Origin of the sequence: Clostridium moutaii (assembly GCF_041205085.1) — a bacterium.
GTDB classification, from domain to species: Bacteria; Bacillota; Clostridia; order Clostridiales; family Clostridiaceae; genus Clostridium_B; species Clostridium_B moutaii.
On record NZ_JBGEWD010000001.1, the window covers coordinates 531,757 to 549,822 of the forward strand.

The 18,066-nt window shown below is 33.3% G+C and carries 14 protein-coding genes and 2 riboswitches; of the genes, 4 read left to right on the forward strand and 10 right to left on the reverse strand.

The genetic code is table 11. The features are described from left to right. Positions 1-24: 24 nt before the first annotated feature. From argH to AB8U03_RS02735, 7 genes are all read right to left on the reverse strand, one after another. Positions 25-1,341, reverse strand: a complete 1,317-nt coding sequence (argH, locus tag AB8U03_RS02705; RefSeq protein ID WP_369702982.1) for an argininosuccinate lyase — start codon at positions 1,339-1,341, stop codon at positions 25-27. Positions 1,342-1,343: 2 nt separating this feature from the next. Further along, positions 1,344-2,549 carry an argininosuccinate synthase gene (locus AB8U03_RS02710; RefSeq protein ID WP_369702983.1) on the reverse strand — a complete coding sequence of 402 codons (1,206 nt, stop codon included), beginning with the start codon at positions 2,547-2,549 and terminating at the stop codon, positions 1,344-1,346. Positions 2,550-2,588: 39 nt separating this feature from the next. Continuing rightward, the gene (locus AB8U03_RS02715) at positions 2,589-3,368 is read right to left on the reverse strand and encodes an amino acid ABC transporter ATP-binding protein (protein WP_369702984.1); all 780 of its coding nucleotides are present in this window, start codon (positions 3,366-3,368) and stop codon (positions 2,589-2,591) included. Between the two features lie 38 nt (positions 3,369-3,406). Then, entirely contained in the window at positions 3,407-4,057 is a 651-nt protein-coding gene (ehuC, locus tag AB8U03_RS02720) for an ectoine/hydroxyectoine ABC transporter permease subunit EhuC (RefSeq protein ID WP_369702985.1), read from the reverse strand. A 29-nt stretch (positions 4,058-4,086) separates the two neighbouring features. Further along, a complete protein-coding gene (locus AB8U03_RS02725) occupies positions 4,087-4,908 on the reverse strand; it encodes an ABC transporter substrate-binding protein (protein WP_369702986.1) in 822 nt (273 codons plus the stop codon). A 177-nt stretch (positions 4,909-5,085) separates the two neighbouring features. Next, positions 5,086-5,775 carry a hydrolase gene (locus tag AB8U03_RS02730; RefSeq protein WP_369702987.1) on the reverse strand — a complete coding sequence of 230 codons (690 nt, stop codon included), beginning with the start codon at positions 5,773-5,775 and terminating at the stop codon, positions 5,086-5,088. A gap of 108 nt (positions 5,776-5,883) precedes the next feature. Continuing rightward, positions 5,884-8,298, reverse strand: coding sequence for a homocysteine S-methyltransferase family protein (locus tag AB8U03_RS02735; RefSeq protein ID WP_369702988.1), 2,415 nt, complete (start codon positions 8,296-8,298; stop codon positions 5,884-5,886). Positions 8,299-8,713: 415 nt separating this feature from the next. Then, positions 8,714-8,809: riboswitch (SAM riboswitch) on the reverse strand. Between the two features lie 144 nt (positions 8,810-8,953). After that, a riboswitch (SAM riboswitch) is annotated at positions 8,954-9,073 on the forward strand. 120 nt (positions 9,074-9,193) lie between these two features. On the opposite strand from AB8U03_RS02735, the gene AB8U03_RS02740 reads away from it, so the two are divergent. Beyond that, positions 9,194-10,477 (forward strand): O-acetylhomoserine aminocarboxypropyltransferase/cysteine synthase family protein, encoded by a 1,284-nt coding sequence (locus AB8U03_RS02740; RefSeq protein ID WP_369702989.1) that lies wholly within the window; start codon positions 9,194-9,196, stop codon positions 10,475-10,477. Positions 10,478-10,563: 86 nt separating this feature from the next. On the opposite strand, the gene AB8U03_RS02745 is transcribed toward AB8U03_RS02740, so the two are convergent. From AB8U03_RS02745 to AB8U03_RS02755, 3 genes are read right to left on the reverse strand one after another with little or no spacing between them, the layout of a single operon-like run. Next, complete coding sequence (locus AB8U03_RS02745; RefSeq protein WP_369702990.1) at positions 10,564-11,574, reverse strand: isocitrate dehydrogenase (NAD(+)); 1,011 nt, start codon at positions 11,572-11,574, stop codon at positions 10,564-10,566. Between the two features lie 27 nt (positions 11,575-11,601). Further along, a complete protein-coding gene (locus AB8U03_RS02750) occupies positions 11,602-13,542 on the reverse strand; it encodes an aconitate hydratase (protein ID WP_369702991.1) in 1,941 nt (646 codons plus the stop codon). A gap of 23 nt (positions 13,543-13,565) precedes the next feature. Beyond that, positions 13,566-14,927 (reverse strand): beta/alpha barrel domain-containing protein, encoded by a 1,362-nt coding sequence (locus AB8U03_RS02755; protein WP_369702992.1) that lies wholly within the window; start codon positions 14,925-14,927, stop codon positions 13,566-13,568. 469 nt (positions 14,928-15,396) lie between these two features. On the opposite strand from AB8U03_RS02755, the gene AB8U03_RS02760 reads away from it, so the two are divergent. Genes AB8U03_RS02760 through AB8U03_RS02770 form a run of 3 tightly spaced genes read left to right on the forward strand, consistent with a single transcriptional unit; the run spans position 15,397 to position 17,953 of the window. Further along, the gene (locus tag AB8U03_RS02760) at positions 15,397-16,122 is read left to right on the forward strand and encodes a lysophospholipid acyltransferase family protein (protein ID WP_369702993.1); all 726 of its coding nucleotides are present in this window, start codon (positions 15,397-15,399) and stop codon (positions 16,120-16,122) included. A 35-nt stretch (positions 16,123-16,157) separates the two neighbouring features. Continuing rightward, on the forward strand, positions 16,158-17,021 hold the full coding sequence (locus AB8U03_RS02765; protein WP_369702994.1) for a ComEC/Rec2 family competence protein: 864 nt from the start codon (positions 16,158-16,160) through the stop codon (positions 17,019-17,021). A 26-nt stretch (positions 17,022-17,047) separates the two neighbouring features. Beyond that, the gene (locus AB8U03_RS02770) at positions 17,048-17,953 is read left to right on the forward strand and encodes a DMT family transporter (protein WP_369702995.1); all 906 of its coding nucleotides are present in this window, start codon (positions 17,048-17,050) and stop codon (positions 17,951-17,953) included. Positions 17,954-18,066: the final 113 nt, after the last annotated feature.

Consider the following 18,066-nt stretch of genomic DNA (forward strand, 5'->3'; position numbering starts at 1 on the left):
ACTTTAAATGCATCTTACTTAATACTACTTAAGATTTTTTTTAATTCCTCTGTTTAATGTATTTTTATAATCTATAAATTCATATATATCTTCCGCAAATAAAGTGCTAAAATTTTTCAGTTCATCTAGTGGAAGATCTTCAATGGATTTATTCTTATCCTCACAATACAGTACAATTTCACCAATGACTTTATGAGCATCCCTAAAGGCCATACCTTTACCTACCAAATAATCTGCTGCTTCTGTAGCATTTAAAAAACCTTTTTTAACAGCATTAAAAGTATTGTCTTTTTTGATTTTTAATGTGGAGAGTATACCATTCATCACTTTCAAACAGCTTAATATAGTATCTAAGGAGTTAAAAAACTGTTCTTTATCTTCCTGCATATCCTTATTATAGGCAAGAGGAATGCCCTTCATAGTGGTAAGCAATGACATCAGTGAGCCGTATACTCTCCCAGTTTTGCCTCTTATGAGTTCGGCAGCGTCGGGATTCTTTTTTTGAGGCATTATGCTGCTTCCTGTGGAAAATTCATCATCTATTTGCACAAAATCAAACTCTTTACTGCTCCACAATATAAGTTCTTCACTAAGACGGCTTAAATGCATAATTATTATGGAAAAATCTGATAGCATTTCTATAACATAATCTCTATCACTTACCCCGTCTAAAAAGTTATCTACTGGCTTTCTAAATCCCAGCTCTTTAGCAGTAAAATATCTATCTATATTATAAGTTGTTCCCGCCAGTGCGCAACATCCGAGAGGACTTTCATCCATAATTTCAACAGCGTTTAAAATTCTGGTCTTATCTCTTGAAAGCATAGAATAATACGCCATTATGTAATGTTTAAAAGTTATTACCTGAGCCCTCTGAAGATGAGTATATCCAGGCATTATCACATTGTTTAGTTCACCTAGATCTTTTATGGTATTTTGAAGTATTTCTATACTCTGAACAACTTCCAGTGCTTCCCTTTTAACATATAATCTAAGATCCACTGCCACCTGATCATTTCTGCTTCTGGCAGTATGCAATTTTTTTGCTACCTGTCCTATTCTATTTAACAAGTTTATCTCCACAAAGCTGTGTATATCTTCATAGTCACCTTCTACTTTCAGGTTTCCATTTTCTATATCCTCTAATATGGATTTTAATCCTTCTAATATATCTTTCCCCTCTTCCTGGGATAAGATCTTGCATTTGGCAAGCATTCTCACATGGGCCATGCTTCCTTCTATATCTTCTTTATAAAGACGATTATCAAAGCCGAGAGAACTATTAAAATCCTCCATAATCTTACTTTCGGATTTTTTGAATCTTCCACCCCAAAGCTTCATAATTAATTTTCCTTCTCTTTATCTACTACAGCCTTAATTTTATATGGAAGGCTGAATAACTTGATAAATCCATCTGCATCCTTTTGATCATAAAAATCACTGGCTCCAAAAGAAGATATACTTTCATTAAATAGAGGATACTTGGCATCTATTGATGTTGCCATTATATTTCCCTTGTATAATTTTAATTTTACTGTTCCAGTTACATTTTCCTGAGTAGCTTCAACAAAAATATCCAATGCCTTTCTCAAGCTTCCAAACCAAAGTCCATCATATACAAGTTCTCCATATTTTTGTGATACTAATTGTTTATAATGGAAAGTATCTTTATCTATGGTCAACCTTTCAAGAGCAGTGTGGGCAGCATACAGTATAGTTCCACCGGGAGTTTCATATACTCCTCTGGATTTCATTCCAACTAACCTGTTCTCTACCATATCCACTATTCCTATTCCGTTTTCTCCACCTATTTTATTAAGCTGCTCCATCATTTCAACAGGAGCTACTTCTTTACCATTTAATTTTTTAGGCTCTCCCTTTTCAAAATAAAGTTCTATATATGTGTCTTCATCTTTTGCTTTTTCAGGTGTATCAGTCATAAAATACATACTTGTTTTATGCTCATTCCTTGGATCTTCCAGATCTCCACCCTCATGACTCACATGCCATATGTTTTTGTCATTTGAATATATTTTTTCTTTAGTTGCAGCTACTTCTACTCCTTTGGAATTTGCATAATCTATAGCATCTTCTCTTGATTTTATATCCCATATTCTCCAAGGTGCTATTATCTTTATTGTTGGATCAAAACTTGCCACTCCCACTTCAAAACGTACCTGATCATTTCCTTTACCAGTACAACCATGAGATATATATTTGGCCCCTTCTTTATGTGCTATTTCCACAAGTCTTTTTGCCATAAGAGGTCTTGCAAGAGATGTCCCAAGTAAATATGCATCTTCATACACTATATTGGCTTTTACTGCCTTAAAAAGATAATCTTTTACAAATTCTTCTTTCAAATCATCAATGTATACTTTGGAAGCTCCTGTTTTAATGGCCTTTTTTCTCACCGCTTCCATATCATCATCTTGTCCTACATTTATACAAGCTGCAATAACTTCCAAATCATAATTTTCTTTTAACCAAGGAATAATAATCGATGTATCTAATCCTCCTGAATATGCCAATACTACTTTGTCTTTCATGAACTTGACCCCCATTATATATTAAATTTTTATTATAATTTACTTTATAACTTTATCTAAAAATACCTTAGTTCTCATTTCCTTTGGATGAGAAAATAATTCTTCCGGAGTACCCTGTTCTACTATTTTCCCTCCATCCATAAATATAACCCTGTCAGCCACTTCTTTTGCAAAACCCATCTCATGAGTTACAACTATCATGGTCATTCCATCCTTTGCCAAATCCTTCATTACATTTAAAACCTCTCCTACAAGCTCCGGATCTAATGCGGATGTAGGTTCATCAAAGAGCATTATATCAGGATTCATTGCAAGAGCTCTTGCAATAGCCACTCTCTGCTGCTGTCCTCCTGAAAGTTTTGAAGGATAAAAGTCTTCTTTGTCTTTCAATCCAACTTTATTTAAAAGTTTTTTAGCTTTATCCCTTACCTGAGATCTTTTTTCTTTTTTAACTACCAGTGGTGCCTCCATAACATTTTCAATAGCTGTCATATGTGGAAACAGATTAAAACTTTGAAAGACCATTCCCATCTTTGTAGTTATTTTTCTCAACATTTTCTTATCCTTAGGATTTAATTCGTCTCCTTCTATAACTACAGTTCCATTATCCAATTCTTCCAGATGATTTAAACATCTTAAAAGAGTGCTCTTTCCTGAGCCAGAAGCCCCTATTACCACTAAAACCTCACCCTTTTTAACTTTTATGCTAAGATCTTTAAAAACCGTTAAACCATTAAAACTTTTAGTTAGATGGGAAGCTTCTATCATATATTTATTTTTATCTAAAACTGTGTTATTATCCAAAACTGCATTTTCCATAGATTACACCTCCAAATTGAATTCAAATGTTGTACCAATTAACTGTAAATGGCCAATCTTCTCTCAAATATTCCAAATACAGTGGTAAACACAGTGGTCATTATAAGATATAACACTGCTGCTGTAAGGAATACCGATATGGGATCAAAACTGCTGGCGTATATCTGCTGAGCTGATCTCATGAGTTCAACCATTGCTATAGTCGACACTAGTGAAGTATCTTTTAATATAGATATAAACTCATTTCCAACAGGTGGTATTATTACTTTCCAGGTTTGAGGCAATATGATCTTTCTCATAGTTTCGCCATAACTAAACCCCAATGCTTTTGCCGCTTCAAATTGTCCTTTATTTATAGATTGAATTCCTCCTCTTATTATCTCTGCCATATAAGCCCCGCAGTTTAATCCCAGACCTAATATTGCCGCTGTAAAAGGTGTAAGTTCTATTCCTATAAAAGGTAATCCATAGTAAAAGAAAAACAATTGCAATAATAGAGGTGTACCTCTAAATATCCATGTATAAAAACCTGATAATGACCTTAATATAATATTTTTAGACAATTTTAAAAGAGCCAAAAATATTCCAAGGAGAGTTCCCAATATTAAAGTAATTACAGTAAGTTCCACTGTCATTACACTACCCTTAAGTAAAATAGGTAATATGTCCTTAATAAATCCTATATTCACTGCTCCTACCCACTTCCTTTTTACATATATTATTTATATATGTCTTTTCCAAACCACTTCATAGAAATTTTAGACATAGTTCCATCTTTCTGCAGCTCATCTACTGCTTTTTGTACTGCAGCTTCTAATTCCTTATCGCCCTTTTTAAATCCTATTCCCATAGGCTCTTTAGTAAGCTTTTCGCTCAGCACAGTATATTTTCCCTTTTTATCAGCAGCTGATATATAATATCTTCCAACTGGCTCGTCTACTATAACTGCATCAAGCCTTCCTATTAGCAAATCCTGAAGTTCTTCTGTAGTTTTATCATATTTTTTAACTTCTTTTATATTTTTAAATTCTTTAACTACATTTTCACTTGTAGTACCAAGAGCTACTCCTACTCTTTTGCCGTCTAAATCCTTAGAAGTTTTAATAGAATTATTTCCAGCTTTAGTAACTATAATTTGTGCGTCCTGTACATATGGCTTTGAAAAATCTATTTGCTTTTTTCTATCATCCGTTATACTCATTCCCGATATTATAACATCAAATTTTCCAGATTTAAGTGCCAAAACTATTCCATTAAATTCAGTACCTACAAATTGAGCTTTTACCCCCAACTTTTTTGCTATGGCATTTGCCATATCTATATCAAAACCCTTAAGCACATTTTGATTATCTCTAAATTCCATTGGTGGAAATGAATCCTCTAGACCTACCTTCAAAACGCCTGCTTTTTTTACTTTTTCCAAAGTGTTTTGTGCATCTTGTCCATTTCCTCCAGTGTTGCTGCTTCCGCATCCTGCAAATAAAACCACTGTGCAAATAGTTGCCAAGGCTATAACCATCAATTTTTTCAATTTCTTCATTTCTCTCTCCTCTTTTCAAATAATTAATACTTTAACTCCTTAGGTTAAGCATATAATAATTATACATATATTATTATAATTATGCAATACTTTTTTTATTTTTTTCGTTGTTTTTTGGACAACTTAAAAGTTGCATTTATATTAAAAAATATTATTTTAATATAAATGCAACTTTTATCAAGCTTCTCTATATCGTTCCATTGTTTCCTTAAACAATTCTGCCGTTGAAGGTGGCGTATATGAAATAGCATTGGCACCTGCCTGTATAGTATCTCTAATACTCTCTTCATTTTTTCCACCTGTAGCTATTATAGGAAATTCACTATACTCTTTTCTTATTTTTCTCACCAAATCGGCACTGTTTTTACCTGCAGACACATTTAATATTGAAGCTCCCGCCTCTATTCTCTTCTCAATATCATCTCTTTCAGACACCACTGTAACTATAATTGGAATATCAATGGCATCTCTCACAGCCCCTATAATCTCATTGGATGTAGGGCTGTTCACCACTACCCCCATGGCTCCGGTAAATTCAGCATTCAACGCCAGATTTATAACCCTTTTCCCCATAGTAAGTCCTCCTCCTACACCACAAAATATGGGTACATCAGAAGCAGTAACCAATGCCTCTGTTATAACTGATTGTGGTGTAAATGGATATACCGCTAAAATTGCATCTGCATTTATATTTTTTATAACTGCTATATCAGTAGTAAACGCCAAGGATTTTATTCTCTTCCCAAAAACCTTTATTCCACTAGCTTCTCTCATTACAAGAGGGAGATTTATCATATGATCTCTAAGTGTCCCTCTTATTTCCGGTACATACTTTACAATTTTTTCATTAATAATTTTCTCGCTCATTTTTTATCTCCTCAAACCAGTTTATTATTTTTCTCACATATATTTTACATTAACTGCAAGAAATATTCTATAAAAATTTTTAGAAATCGCAATTTAATACATATTCTTTCAAACCGAAAATATCTTTTCTGCTATTTTAACAGCTTCTCTTGCATCTCTTGCATAATAATCCGCCCCTATCATATCTGCATAATTTTGATTTAATACTGCTCCTCCTACTACAATTTTACAGGTCAGTTTATTTTCTCGTACAGCTTCTATGGTTTTTTTCATATTGATTACAGTAGTTGTCATAAGCGCACTTAATCCAAGTAATTTTATATTATTTTTCTTTACTACATCTACTATTTTATCTATATCTACATCTCTGCCCAAATCTATAACTTCAAACCCGTAATTTTGCAGCAGCACCTTGACTATATTTTTTCCTATATCATGTATATCTCCCTTTACTGTAGCCAGTGCTATTTTTCCCTTTTCTATATTCTTTTCACCATTTTTCAATATGTTTTTCTTTATTATTTCAAAAGATTTCTTAACAGCTTCTGCAGATTGTATAAGCTGGGGCAGAAATATGTCTCCCTCTTCATACTGCCTGCCTACTTCATCTAATGCAGGGATTATATGGAAATTAACTATGTCCTCTTCCTTTTCACTTTTTAATAGGAGAGATGTTATTTCCACAGCCTCATCTTCCATTCCCTCAATAATTGCAGTATTTAATTTTTTTTCACCCTTTTTATCTTTTTTTTGAACTTCAGGTAAAATATTATCTCCCCATTTCGCCTTTTCACTCTTGGATTTACTCCCATATTTGGTTATATAATTTTTCCCATCCTGGTCTATACTTGTTAAAACTTCAAAAGCTGCTATAATATCCTTCACACCTTGATCCTGCGTATTTATTATAGGCAAATCAAGACCTGCATTAAGTGCCAGTGCGAGAAAAGTTCTATTTAATATGCACCTTCTGGGAAGTCCATAGGATATATTGCTTACTCCCAAAATAGTTTTTACTCCAAATTTTTCTTTCACAAGTTTTACAGCTTTTATAGTCTCCATAACTTCCTTTTGTTGTGCCGATACAGTAAGTGTAAGACAGTCAACTATTATGTCTTTTTTACTGATTCCATAACAGGCCGCAGTTTTAATTATTTTTTCTGCAATTTTAACTCTACCTTCTGCACTATCCGGTATTCCTTCTTCATCTATAGTAAGTGCTACTACACATCCTCCATATTTTTTTACTATGGGAAATACCTCTTCCATTGACTTTTTTCTTCCATTAACCGAATTTATTATGGGTTTTCCATTATATATCCTGGCTCCGGCTTCTAAAACCTTTGAATTAGGACTATCTATATTAACCGGCAATTGTATCACCTGTTGTACTGCCTTTATTGCCTTTTCCATCATCTTAACTTCATCAATTTCAGGAAGTCCTACATTTAACCCCAATATATGAGCTCCTTCACTCTTTTGAGCCATGGCTTCTTTCTTTATATAATTGACCTTACCCTCTCTTAATTCTTTCTTATAGGTCTCCTGGCCTGTAGGGTTTATCCTCTCTCCAATAATTTTTATTTCATTTCCCAGAAAAACAGTATCAGTAGATGAACAAACTGCAGTATAATTTTTCTCTCTTACTTCCCTTGGAAGTACATCTTTCAGTTCACCTATAATTGTCTTTATAAATTCCGGATTTGTACCGCAACATCCTCCAAAAATCCTAACTCCTTTTTTAGCCATAAGCAATATGTTTTTTGAAAACTCTTCAGGGGTTATATCATAAATTGTATTTTTGCCGTCATATCTGGGCAAACCTGCATTAGGCTGTACCATAACAGGTATAGATGCATATTTTAATATTTCATCTACAATACCTTGAAGTTCTCCTGGACCTAGTGAGCAGTTCACTCCAAGAACATCCACTCCTAAAGCTTCAAGTGTAAACACCATGGTTTTAGGATCCGTTCCCATAAGTGTTCTACCATCCTGCTGAAAGGTCATTGTACAAAATATTGGCAGAGAGCTATTTTCTTTTGCTGCAAGAACAGCTGCTTTCGCCTCATATAAATCAGACATAGTTTCTATTAAAATTATATCCGCTCCAGCTTTTTCCCCTATAACGACTTGATTTTTAAACAATTTATATGCACTCTGAAAGCTCAAGCTTCCTGTAGGTTCCATAATTTGTCCGGTAGGCCCTATATCAAGAGCTACCAATTTATCTCCAGCCTCTTCCTTTGCAATTTTTACTCCAGCTGTAATAACATCTTTTATAGTATAACTGGAAAAATTGTATTTAAGTTCATTGGCTCCAAAAGTATTGGCTATTATAATATCCGATCCTGCTTGTAGATATTGTCTATGTATTTTTTTTATTGTTTCAGGATTTGTCACATTAAACACTTCTGGTAGCTGACCCACCTGAAGTCCATATTTTTGAAGCATTGTTCCCATAGCTCCATCAAAAAAAATAAATTTTTTATCAAACTTATTTAATAAACTTTTAAAACTCATTTATTTCACCCTTCCTCAAATACAATTCACATTATCACTATATTTCAACAACTGTTAAAATTGTATAAATATTAGCTAATTTAAGCTTTATATAATATATTTTTAGACTTGAGCCTAATTTATCTCTCTCTTTATATAATATATATAAATTAACATATACACAAATTTTTTTCAGTAAATTCTGACACTCCTTAATCAATTGCACTATTATAAAAATATATAAAAAAAATTGCCCCTCCATAAGAAAAGCAACTTTCAATTTCATAAAAAGTTAATCTTTTCTTATCTTTCAGAATTCACTCTACAACACATTTATTCCAATACTAAAATTTTTCAAAATAACAGTATAAAGAATCTATATTGTAGATAACAAGCTTTAATGTTCAGAAAAAATTTTTCGTATTCAAACATTAGAACCCCATTTATTTTATTCTGCAGGAATTGACACCGATACATAATTGCCGGTTGTCGGATTTCATAGGGCCTGTCCCTCCATCTCTCTTGATAAGAATATTCTAATATTAATACTTTAAATACAAATTGTCAATATTCCTTTGACCTTTATTTTTATTCTTAAAATTTAAAAATTTTTTTCATTTTTCTATTGACAAGTTACCTTGTTATCTGTTATCATTTTCTCAATCGAATACGGAACTTCTTATCCAGAGCGGCTGAGGGACTGGCCCTATGATGCCCGGCAACCTGAATGATCATTTTCATTCAACGGTGCTAATTCCAGCAGGTATATATGTATATATAACCTGAAAGATGAGGAGCATGAAGAAAAGTCTTCTTGTATCTCATCTGCAAGAAGACTTTTTATTTTGCCAAATTATATAGAAGTTTCGTCCAGAATATTTAATATATTAAAAGAAATATGAGGAGGAAGTAAAAAATGAGTGAAGAAAGAAAATTAAGTTTTGAAACATTACAGGTACATGCAGGTCAGGTACCAGATCCAACTACAGGAGCAAGGGCAGTGCCAATTTATCAGACAACATCCTTTGTTTTTAAAGATGCAGATGAAGCTGCTGACTTTTTCCAGCTTAAAAAGCCAGGAAATGTTTATGGCAGAATAATGAATCCTACAGAAGATGTATTTGAGCAGAGGGTGGCAGCTCTTGAAGGAGGCAGTGCAGGACTTGCTACTGCGTCAGGGCTTGCAGCAATATTATATTCTATATTAAACGTAGCAAATGCAGGAGATAATATAGTTTCCGCCAGCACACTTTATGGTGGCACATATGAATTATTTTCAGTAACTTTAAAGAAATTGGGAATTGATGTAACATTTGTGGATCCTGATGATCCTGAAAACATCAGAAAAGCAATTACAGATAAAACAAAAGCAGTTTATGCTGAGACCATAGGAAATCCAAGGATAAATGTTTTGGATATAGAAGCTGTGGCAAACATAGCTCATGAAAATAAAATACCTCTTATTATAGATAATACTTTTGGAACACCATACCTTGTAAGACCTATAGAATATGGAGCAGATGTAGTTGTCCATTCTGCAACTAAATTCATAGGTGGACATGGAACTACAATAGGCGGAATTATAGTAGACGGAGGAAAATTTGACTGGAGGGCGAGTGGTAAATTTCCTGATTTCACCACACCTGATGAGAGCTATAACGGATTGGTATATGCGGATCAAGGCCCTGTAGCATTTGCTATAAAAGCCAGAGTACAGCTTTTGAGAAATACCGGTGCAACACTAAGTCCTCAAAGTGCATTTTATTTCTTACTTGGATTGGAGTCACTTTCACTTAGAGTAGAAAGGCATGTGGAAAATACAAGGAAGGTAGTTGAATTCTTAAGCAAACATCCAAAAGTTTCATGGATAAATTATCCTGAACTAGAAGGAAGTCCATATAAGGAATTATCCAAGAAATACCTTCCAAAGGGAGCGGGTTCTATATTTACCTTTGGAATAAAAGGTGGACTTGAGGCAGGAAAGAAATTTATAAACAGTGTTAAATTATTCTCACTGCTTGCAAATGTAGCAGATGCAAAATCACTTGTAATTCACCCTGCAAGTACAACCCATGCAGAGTTAAATGAAGAACAACAAAAAGCTGCTGGAGTAACTCCGGATCTTATAAGACTTTCAATAGGTGTAGAAAATATTGATGATATCATATACGATTTAGATCAGGCTCTTGCCAAAGCTTAACATTAGATGAAATAAGTTTTTATCATGATATAAGTTTTTCTCCCAAAATTTATATACCCACCAGTTTATCAAGCTGGTGGGTTTCTTTATATAATATATTTCAATTTTGAGATTATGGCCTGTGTGAATTCATCTGTAGTTGAATTTCCACCTAAATCCGGAGTAAAATACTTTCCTTCATTTAATACAATTTCAACTGACCTTTCAATTCTATCTGCCGATTTCCTTTCACCCAGGTATTTCAGCATCATAGCTGACGATAAAATAATAGCTGTAGGGTTGGCTTTATTCTGGCCTGCAATATCAGGTGCCGAGCCATGAGCCGGCTCAAAAATTGCTGCGTCTTCCCCTATATTCGCTCCGGGAACCAATCCGAGTCCCCCTACCAGTCCCGAAGCCATATCCGATAATATGTCTCCATATAAATTAGGCATTACAAGTACATCATATTTTTCAGGATTTAACACCAGCTTCATGCTCATTGCATCTACTATTACGTTTTCAAATTCTATATTATTATAATCTTTCGCAACTTCCTTTGCAGTTCTTAAAAAAAGTCCATCTGACAACTTCATTATATTTGCCTTATGCACGGCAGTGACTTTCTTTCTCCCATTGTTAACTGCATATTCAAAAGCTGCTTTTACTATTTTTCTGCTGGCACTTTTAGATATTACTTTTATACTCTCTGCTATTTCATCATTTATCATATGCTCTATTCCAGCATAAAGATCCTCTGTGTTTTCCCTAAATATAACCAAATCAATATTTTCATATCTGGATTTTACCCCTGCATAACTTTTTATTGGCCTAACATTGGCATATAGATTTAAACTTTTTCTCAAAGTTACATTTACACTTCTGAACCCTTTTCCCACTGGTGTGGTTATTGGTCCTTTTAATGCCACTTTATTTTCTTTTATACTTTCAATAACTGTATGCGGAAGGGGGGTTCCATATTTATTTATAAAGGCCGATCCAGCCTCCACTACGTCCCAATCTATATCTACTCCACTGGCATTTACAATTTTCCTTGCCGCTTCACTTACTTCTGGCCCTATCCCATCCCCTGGAATAAGAGTTACTCTGTGCTTCATAAAATTCCCCTCAAATCTTTTGAATTTTTATTCAGTATCTTTCTTTACCAAATTTAATAGTCCACCATATTTTATCATATTTCTCTGTCTAAGAGTAACATCGAATAACATATTGTACTTTTCATCTTTTGTTTTATTTTTTACAACAATTATGTTGTTCTCAACTTGTCTTAACATATTTTCCATTTTCAATTCATCCATGATTTCTATACTTTCATAATCTTTAGGATTTTCAAATACCAGAGGCAATATTCCATTGTTTATAAGATTTTCCCTGTGAATTCTTGCAAATGACTTGGCAAATACCGCCTTTATACCTAAATAAAGTGGAACAAGTGCTGCATGTTCTCTGCTAGAACCTTGTCCATAATTATCTCCTGCTATTATAAATCCTCCTGAATTTTCCTTTGCCTTCTTAGGAAAATCCTCATCACAAGGAACCAAGCAGTAATCGGATAAATAAGGTATGTTGGATCTATAAGGTAAAAGTTTTGAATTAGAAGGCATTATATGATCCGTTGTTATATTATCCCCAACCTTTGTAAGTGCCTTTCCCTCCACAATATCTACCAGAGGTTTTGCTTTAGGAAAAGATTTTATGTTAGGCCCTCTCACTACCCGAACCTTTTTTTGTGCACTTTCAGATTTTATTATCATATTATCGTCTATTAAAAATTTAGAGGGCATTTCTATTTCTAAAGGTGTTCCTAATTTTCTGGGATCCGTAATATATCCCGTCAGTGCAGAAGCAGCTGCAATTTCAGGACTTGCCAAATATATTTTAGCGGATTTTGTACCGGATCTTCCCTCAAAATTTCTATTAAAGGTTCGAATAGACACAGCATTAGTAGCTGGAGACTGCCCCATGCCTATACATGGTCCACAGGCACTTTCAAGTATTCTGGCACCTGCTTCTATCATAAGAGCCAGTGATCCATTTTTGGATAGCATGGTTAAAACCTGCCTTGATCCTGGAGATATGGTAAGCGATACATTTTCATCTACAATTTTCCCCTTTAGAATATTGGCCACCTTCATCATATCCATATAAGAAGAATTAGTACAGCTTCCTATACACACCTGATTTACTCTTACACCTTCCAGTTCTGAAACAGAAACAACTTTGTCAGGACTATGTGGACATGCCACCATAGGTTCAAGCAGAGATAAGTCTATTTCCATTTCATCATCATAGAGTGCGTCTTCATCAGGTTGAATATAAGAAAAATCTTTCTCTCTTCCCTGGGCCTTCAAAAATTCATGTACTACATCATCACTGGGAAATATGGATGTCGTAGCACCAAGTTCCGCCCCCATATTTGTTATAGTGGCTCTTTCAGGTACGGACAGTGTTTTAACTCCCTCTCCTGTATACTCAAAGATTCTTCCCACTCCACCTTTAACTGTAAGCCTCTTCAGCATTTCCAAAATTATATCTTTTGCACTGACCCATGAGTTCAATCTTCCCTTCAAGTTAACTTTAAATACACGGGGCATATTTATATAATATTCTTTTCCACCCATAGCTACTGCCACATCTAATCCACCTGCACCAATGGCAAGCATACCGATTCCTCCTCCTGTAGGAGTATGGCTGTCAGATCCCAAGAGAGTATCTCCTGGAACCCCAAATCTTTCTAAGTTTACCTGATGGCATATTCCATTTCCCGGTCTTGAAAAATATATTCCATGCTTTTTTGCTACAGTTTGAATATAAAGGTGATCATCTGCATTTTCAGGTCCAGACTGTAATATATTATGATCTATATAAGCTACGGATCTTTTTGTTTTAACCTTGTCTATTCCAAGTGTTTCAAATTGAAGATAAGCCATAGTTCCAGTAGAATCCTGAGTTAGAGTTCTATCTATTCTTATTGCTATTTCTTTTCCTGGTATCATTTCGCCTTTAACCAGATGACTTTTTATTATTTTTTGTGCTACATTCAATCCCAAATCTCTGTCCTCCATTTCTGTACCTATAATTTTCCTGCCTAACTAGCTCTTTCTTCTTTTTTTTTCATAACTTCTGGAATTAATTTGCTGACCAGTAATTCCAACTCATTATTTCCTATGATGGTAGTCCTTCCAATCTTGTACTGCTCATCCACCCATAATTTTATTTCATTGATCCTCTTATCCTTCTTATCAATTTTTTCATCATCTTTCAATCTATAGTAAGTATTGATCCAGGCTGCAATTCCAGCATGTCCTGAATACTGATTTACAGCTATAACAATTGGTTTACCCAAAATTTTATTTGTATCAAAGGCATTATAGATTTCTTCGTCCTTTAATATCCCATCTGCATGTATTCCCGCTCTAGTTGCATTAAACTCTTTTCCCACAAAAGGAGTTCTTGTAGGAACGTCATATTTTATTTCTCTCTTAAAATATTCCGTCAATTCTGTTATGACATGAAGATTCATGTTCTTAGTGTTCCCTTTTAATTGGGCATATTCAAATACCATTGCTTCCAAAGGACAATTACCAGTTCTTTCCCCGATTCCTAAAAATGAAGTATTAACTGAATCTGCTCCATATAACCAGGCTGTTGTAGAATTATTTACTACATTATAAAAATCATTATGGCCATGCCATTCTATACAGTTAGAAGGTACTCCGCAAATATTTCTAAGACCATATATGAGTTTCTGAACACTTCTTGGAAGCTCCACACCGCTGTAAGGTACTCCTAATCCCAAAGTATCACAAACTCTTATCTTTATAGGAATATTTGCCTGATTTGACAATTCCATTAATTTATTTACAAAAGGTACTACAAATCCATAAAAATCAGCCCTTGTAATATCTTCTAAATGACACCTCGGGTGAATTCCATTGTTTAAAACTTCCCTTACTATATCCAAATACATATCCATAGCTTCCTGTCTGGTCATCTTAAGCTTCTTAAATATATGGTAATCCGAACAGGACATAAGCATTCCAGTTTCCTTTATTCCCATTTCTTTCACTAATTTAAAATCTTCCTTATTAGCCCTTATCCATGAAGTAACTTCGGGAAACTCATAACCTCTTTCCATACATATCTGGGCAGCTTTTCTATCCTTTTCTGTATATAAAAAAAATTCTGTTTGTTTTATTATACCAGAATCATTATCTAACTGGTGAAGATAATCAAAAATTTTTATTATCTGTTTAGTGGTATAAGGCGGCATTGATTGTTGTCCATCCCTAAAGGTAGTATCCGTAATGTATATTTTCTCCGGCAAATCCATAGGTAATTGTATTTTATCAAAACTTATTTTTGGGATTTCATCATAAGGAAATATATCCTTATAAAGATTAGGATTGCATACATTATTTAATTTATAATTTGGGGGACATTTTTTCATCTAAATCATCTCCTTGGTTTAAAATATTGGATCTATAATTTTAAATGGACTTTTGAATTATTTCCATTCAATTATTTCATATGTAATTTATATCTTTATATGTTATTTTAAAGATCTATTCAATAATCACAGCTTATTTAGCTTATTCCAGAATAAACATGCTTATATTGTAACACTTTCATTTCTCGTTAGCAAATAGATATTTTTTACTTGCCATAATAGTTGAATTAAAACCTTCATTATATACAATTAGTCCATAAAATAGGATTTTTTATTATGCATATTGGCTTTACAGTTGATTTCACTATTATTGTGCTGCTCGAAAATATAATTTTACATCTTACATGTAAATCTTTTCATTATAAAGTTAAATTGTTTATTCAGTATATATATGATAATTGAATATGATATAATAGATACGGTAATATTTAGAACTCATAAATAAAATTCTATAAGGAGGAATTAGTTCATGTTAAAAACCATTTTGTTTTACCTGATTTTTATTCTTTATATGGTAAATACCTGGGTAAAAAAATTTAAATTGGATAAAATAAAAAAAATAGGCAATAAAGAGGATATTGAAAAATATATATACAATTGTGTAAAAGATTGGGCAATTTTTATTTTAAACCTTGTTAATGCCAGAGTTAAAATAGAGGGAGAAGAAAATCTTCCGCAGGTTCCCTGTCTGTTTATCGCCAATCATCAGGGATTTTTTGATATACCTATAATAATTTCATCACTTAATAGGACAGTCGGGTTTATAGCAAAAAAAGAAATAACCAAATTTAGATTGATTACCTACTGGATGAAACAAATCAATTGCGTTTTTATAGATAGACAGAATATACGTGAATCCATAAAATCCATAAATGAAGGTATCAAAATCTTAAAGAGCGGACACAGTATGGTGATATTCCCTGAAGGTACTAGAAGTAAAGGCCCTAAAATAGGCGAATTTAAAAAGGGAAGTTTAAAATTAGCTTTTAAATCCAAAGTTCCTATTGTTCCTATTGCCATAGATGGAAGTTATAAATTAAGAGAAGGTAATAAACACAATATAATAAAACCAGCAGATGTTAAAATGACCATATGTAAACCCATATATACGGATAATCTTTCAAAAGAAGAGATGTCAAATCTATCCTATATTATAAAACAAAGAATATCTGAAAAAATTTATATTGAAAATTAATATATTAGAGGATCGGGAAAGGAGTTATTCAAATTGTGAATTTCATAAAAAAATATTTAAATATAATCAGCATGTCCCTGTCAATGCTTTTTTTATTTTCTGGATGTGCTGGTGATATCAATGTATTAAACCAAAAAACTCAATCACCTCAACTTAGAGTACATTATATAGACATCGGTCAGGGTGACAGTGAACTCATTCAAGTCAATGGGAAAAACCTTCTAATAGACGCAGGTCCAAATGATAGTAAAGATAAGTTACTGTCCTATTTATCCGGACAAGGTATAAAAAAACTTGATTATGTAATTGCAACTCACCCGGATGAGGACCACATAGGCGGCATGAGTTCAGTTATAAAAAAATATAACATACATAAATTTTACGCTCCAAAGAAAACATCTAATACCAGAACCTTTGAGAGCATGATAACTGCATTAAAAAGAAAAAATATGAAAATAAACGTCCCAAGTCCCCATGCTACTGAATTGAACCTGGGGAAAAATACTACAGCTGAAGTGTTAGCCCCTAATAGCACAGATTATGAAGATACCAATAATTATTCCGTGGTTCTAAAAATCGCTTATGGGAACACCAAATTTTTATTCACAGGAGATGCTGAAAATGAAAGTGAAAGAGAGATGATAGATAAAAATTATGATCTTTCAGCAGATGTATTAAAAGTTGGACATCATGGAAGTTCAGGTTCTACTTCGGAGGAATTTTTAAATGAAGTCAACCCTAAAGTAGCTGTAATAAGCTGTGGCAAGAATAATAAATATGGTCATCCAACTAAAAAAACAATAAATAAACTTAAAAAGAAAGGCATACAAATTTATAGAACCGATATAGATGGGACTATCTTGCTTACAAGTGATGGAAGCAAGATAGCTAAAGAATAGTTTATATTACATTGAGAGGAATGCACATGAATGACAAACTTATACTAGAATTTCATCCCAGAACCAAAGGTATACTACTGGTAGTTATATCTTCAATGTTCTGGGGTATATCGGGTCCAATAGCCCAATATCTTTTTCAATATAAAAATATAAGCCCTGAATGGCTTACAGATATCCGCCTTTTATCATCTGGAATTATTTTTTTAATACTGCTATATTTTAAAAAAGGTAAAAAAATATTTGACATATGGAAATCTAAATACGGTCGAAGACATATTATATTATTTAGCACATTTGGTTTAATAGGAACTCAATATGGATATTTCGTCTGCATTAAATATGGAAATGCAGCTACAGCAACTATACTTCAGTATCTAAGTCCGGTAATTATTGTATTTTATCTTGCAATTTATTCTAAAAAGTTGCCAAGTCCAAGAGAATACTTGTCAATTATACTAGCTTTACTAGGTACATTTTTTATTGTTACCAAAGGTAATATTCATTCTCTGGCTATTTCTAACTCAGCTTTATTCTGGGGAATCTTATCAGCTTTTGCTGCAGCATTTTATGTACTGCAACCTTTTTATATAATTAAAAAATGGGGATGTGATATTGTAATTGGATGGGGGATGCTTTTAGGTGGACTAGCTTTTTCTTTTGTACATCCTGCCTGGGAAATCAAAGGCCAATATAATTTCAATTCAATACTGGGTATACTATTTATAATTGTATTTGGAACTCTCTTATCTTTTTATTGGTATTCGGCAAGTACAAAATACATAAAAGCATCAGAAACAAGTTTACTGTCTTGTATTGAACCTTTATCCGCCACCATTGTATCTATAATGTGGTTAAATATACCTTTTGGTGCATCTGACATTATAGGAGGAATATGTATTGTAAGCACTGTAGTAGTTTTATCCTATAAATAAACTTAAAAAGATAATAAAAAAGCAGCCCAAAATTCATCTGGGCTGCAGACTAATATCTCAAAAAAATAAAAATGGCTCCGTGGAGAGGGCTCGAACCTCCAACCCTTCGGTTA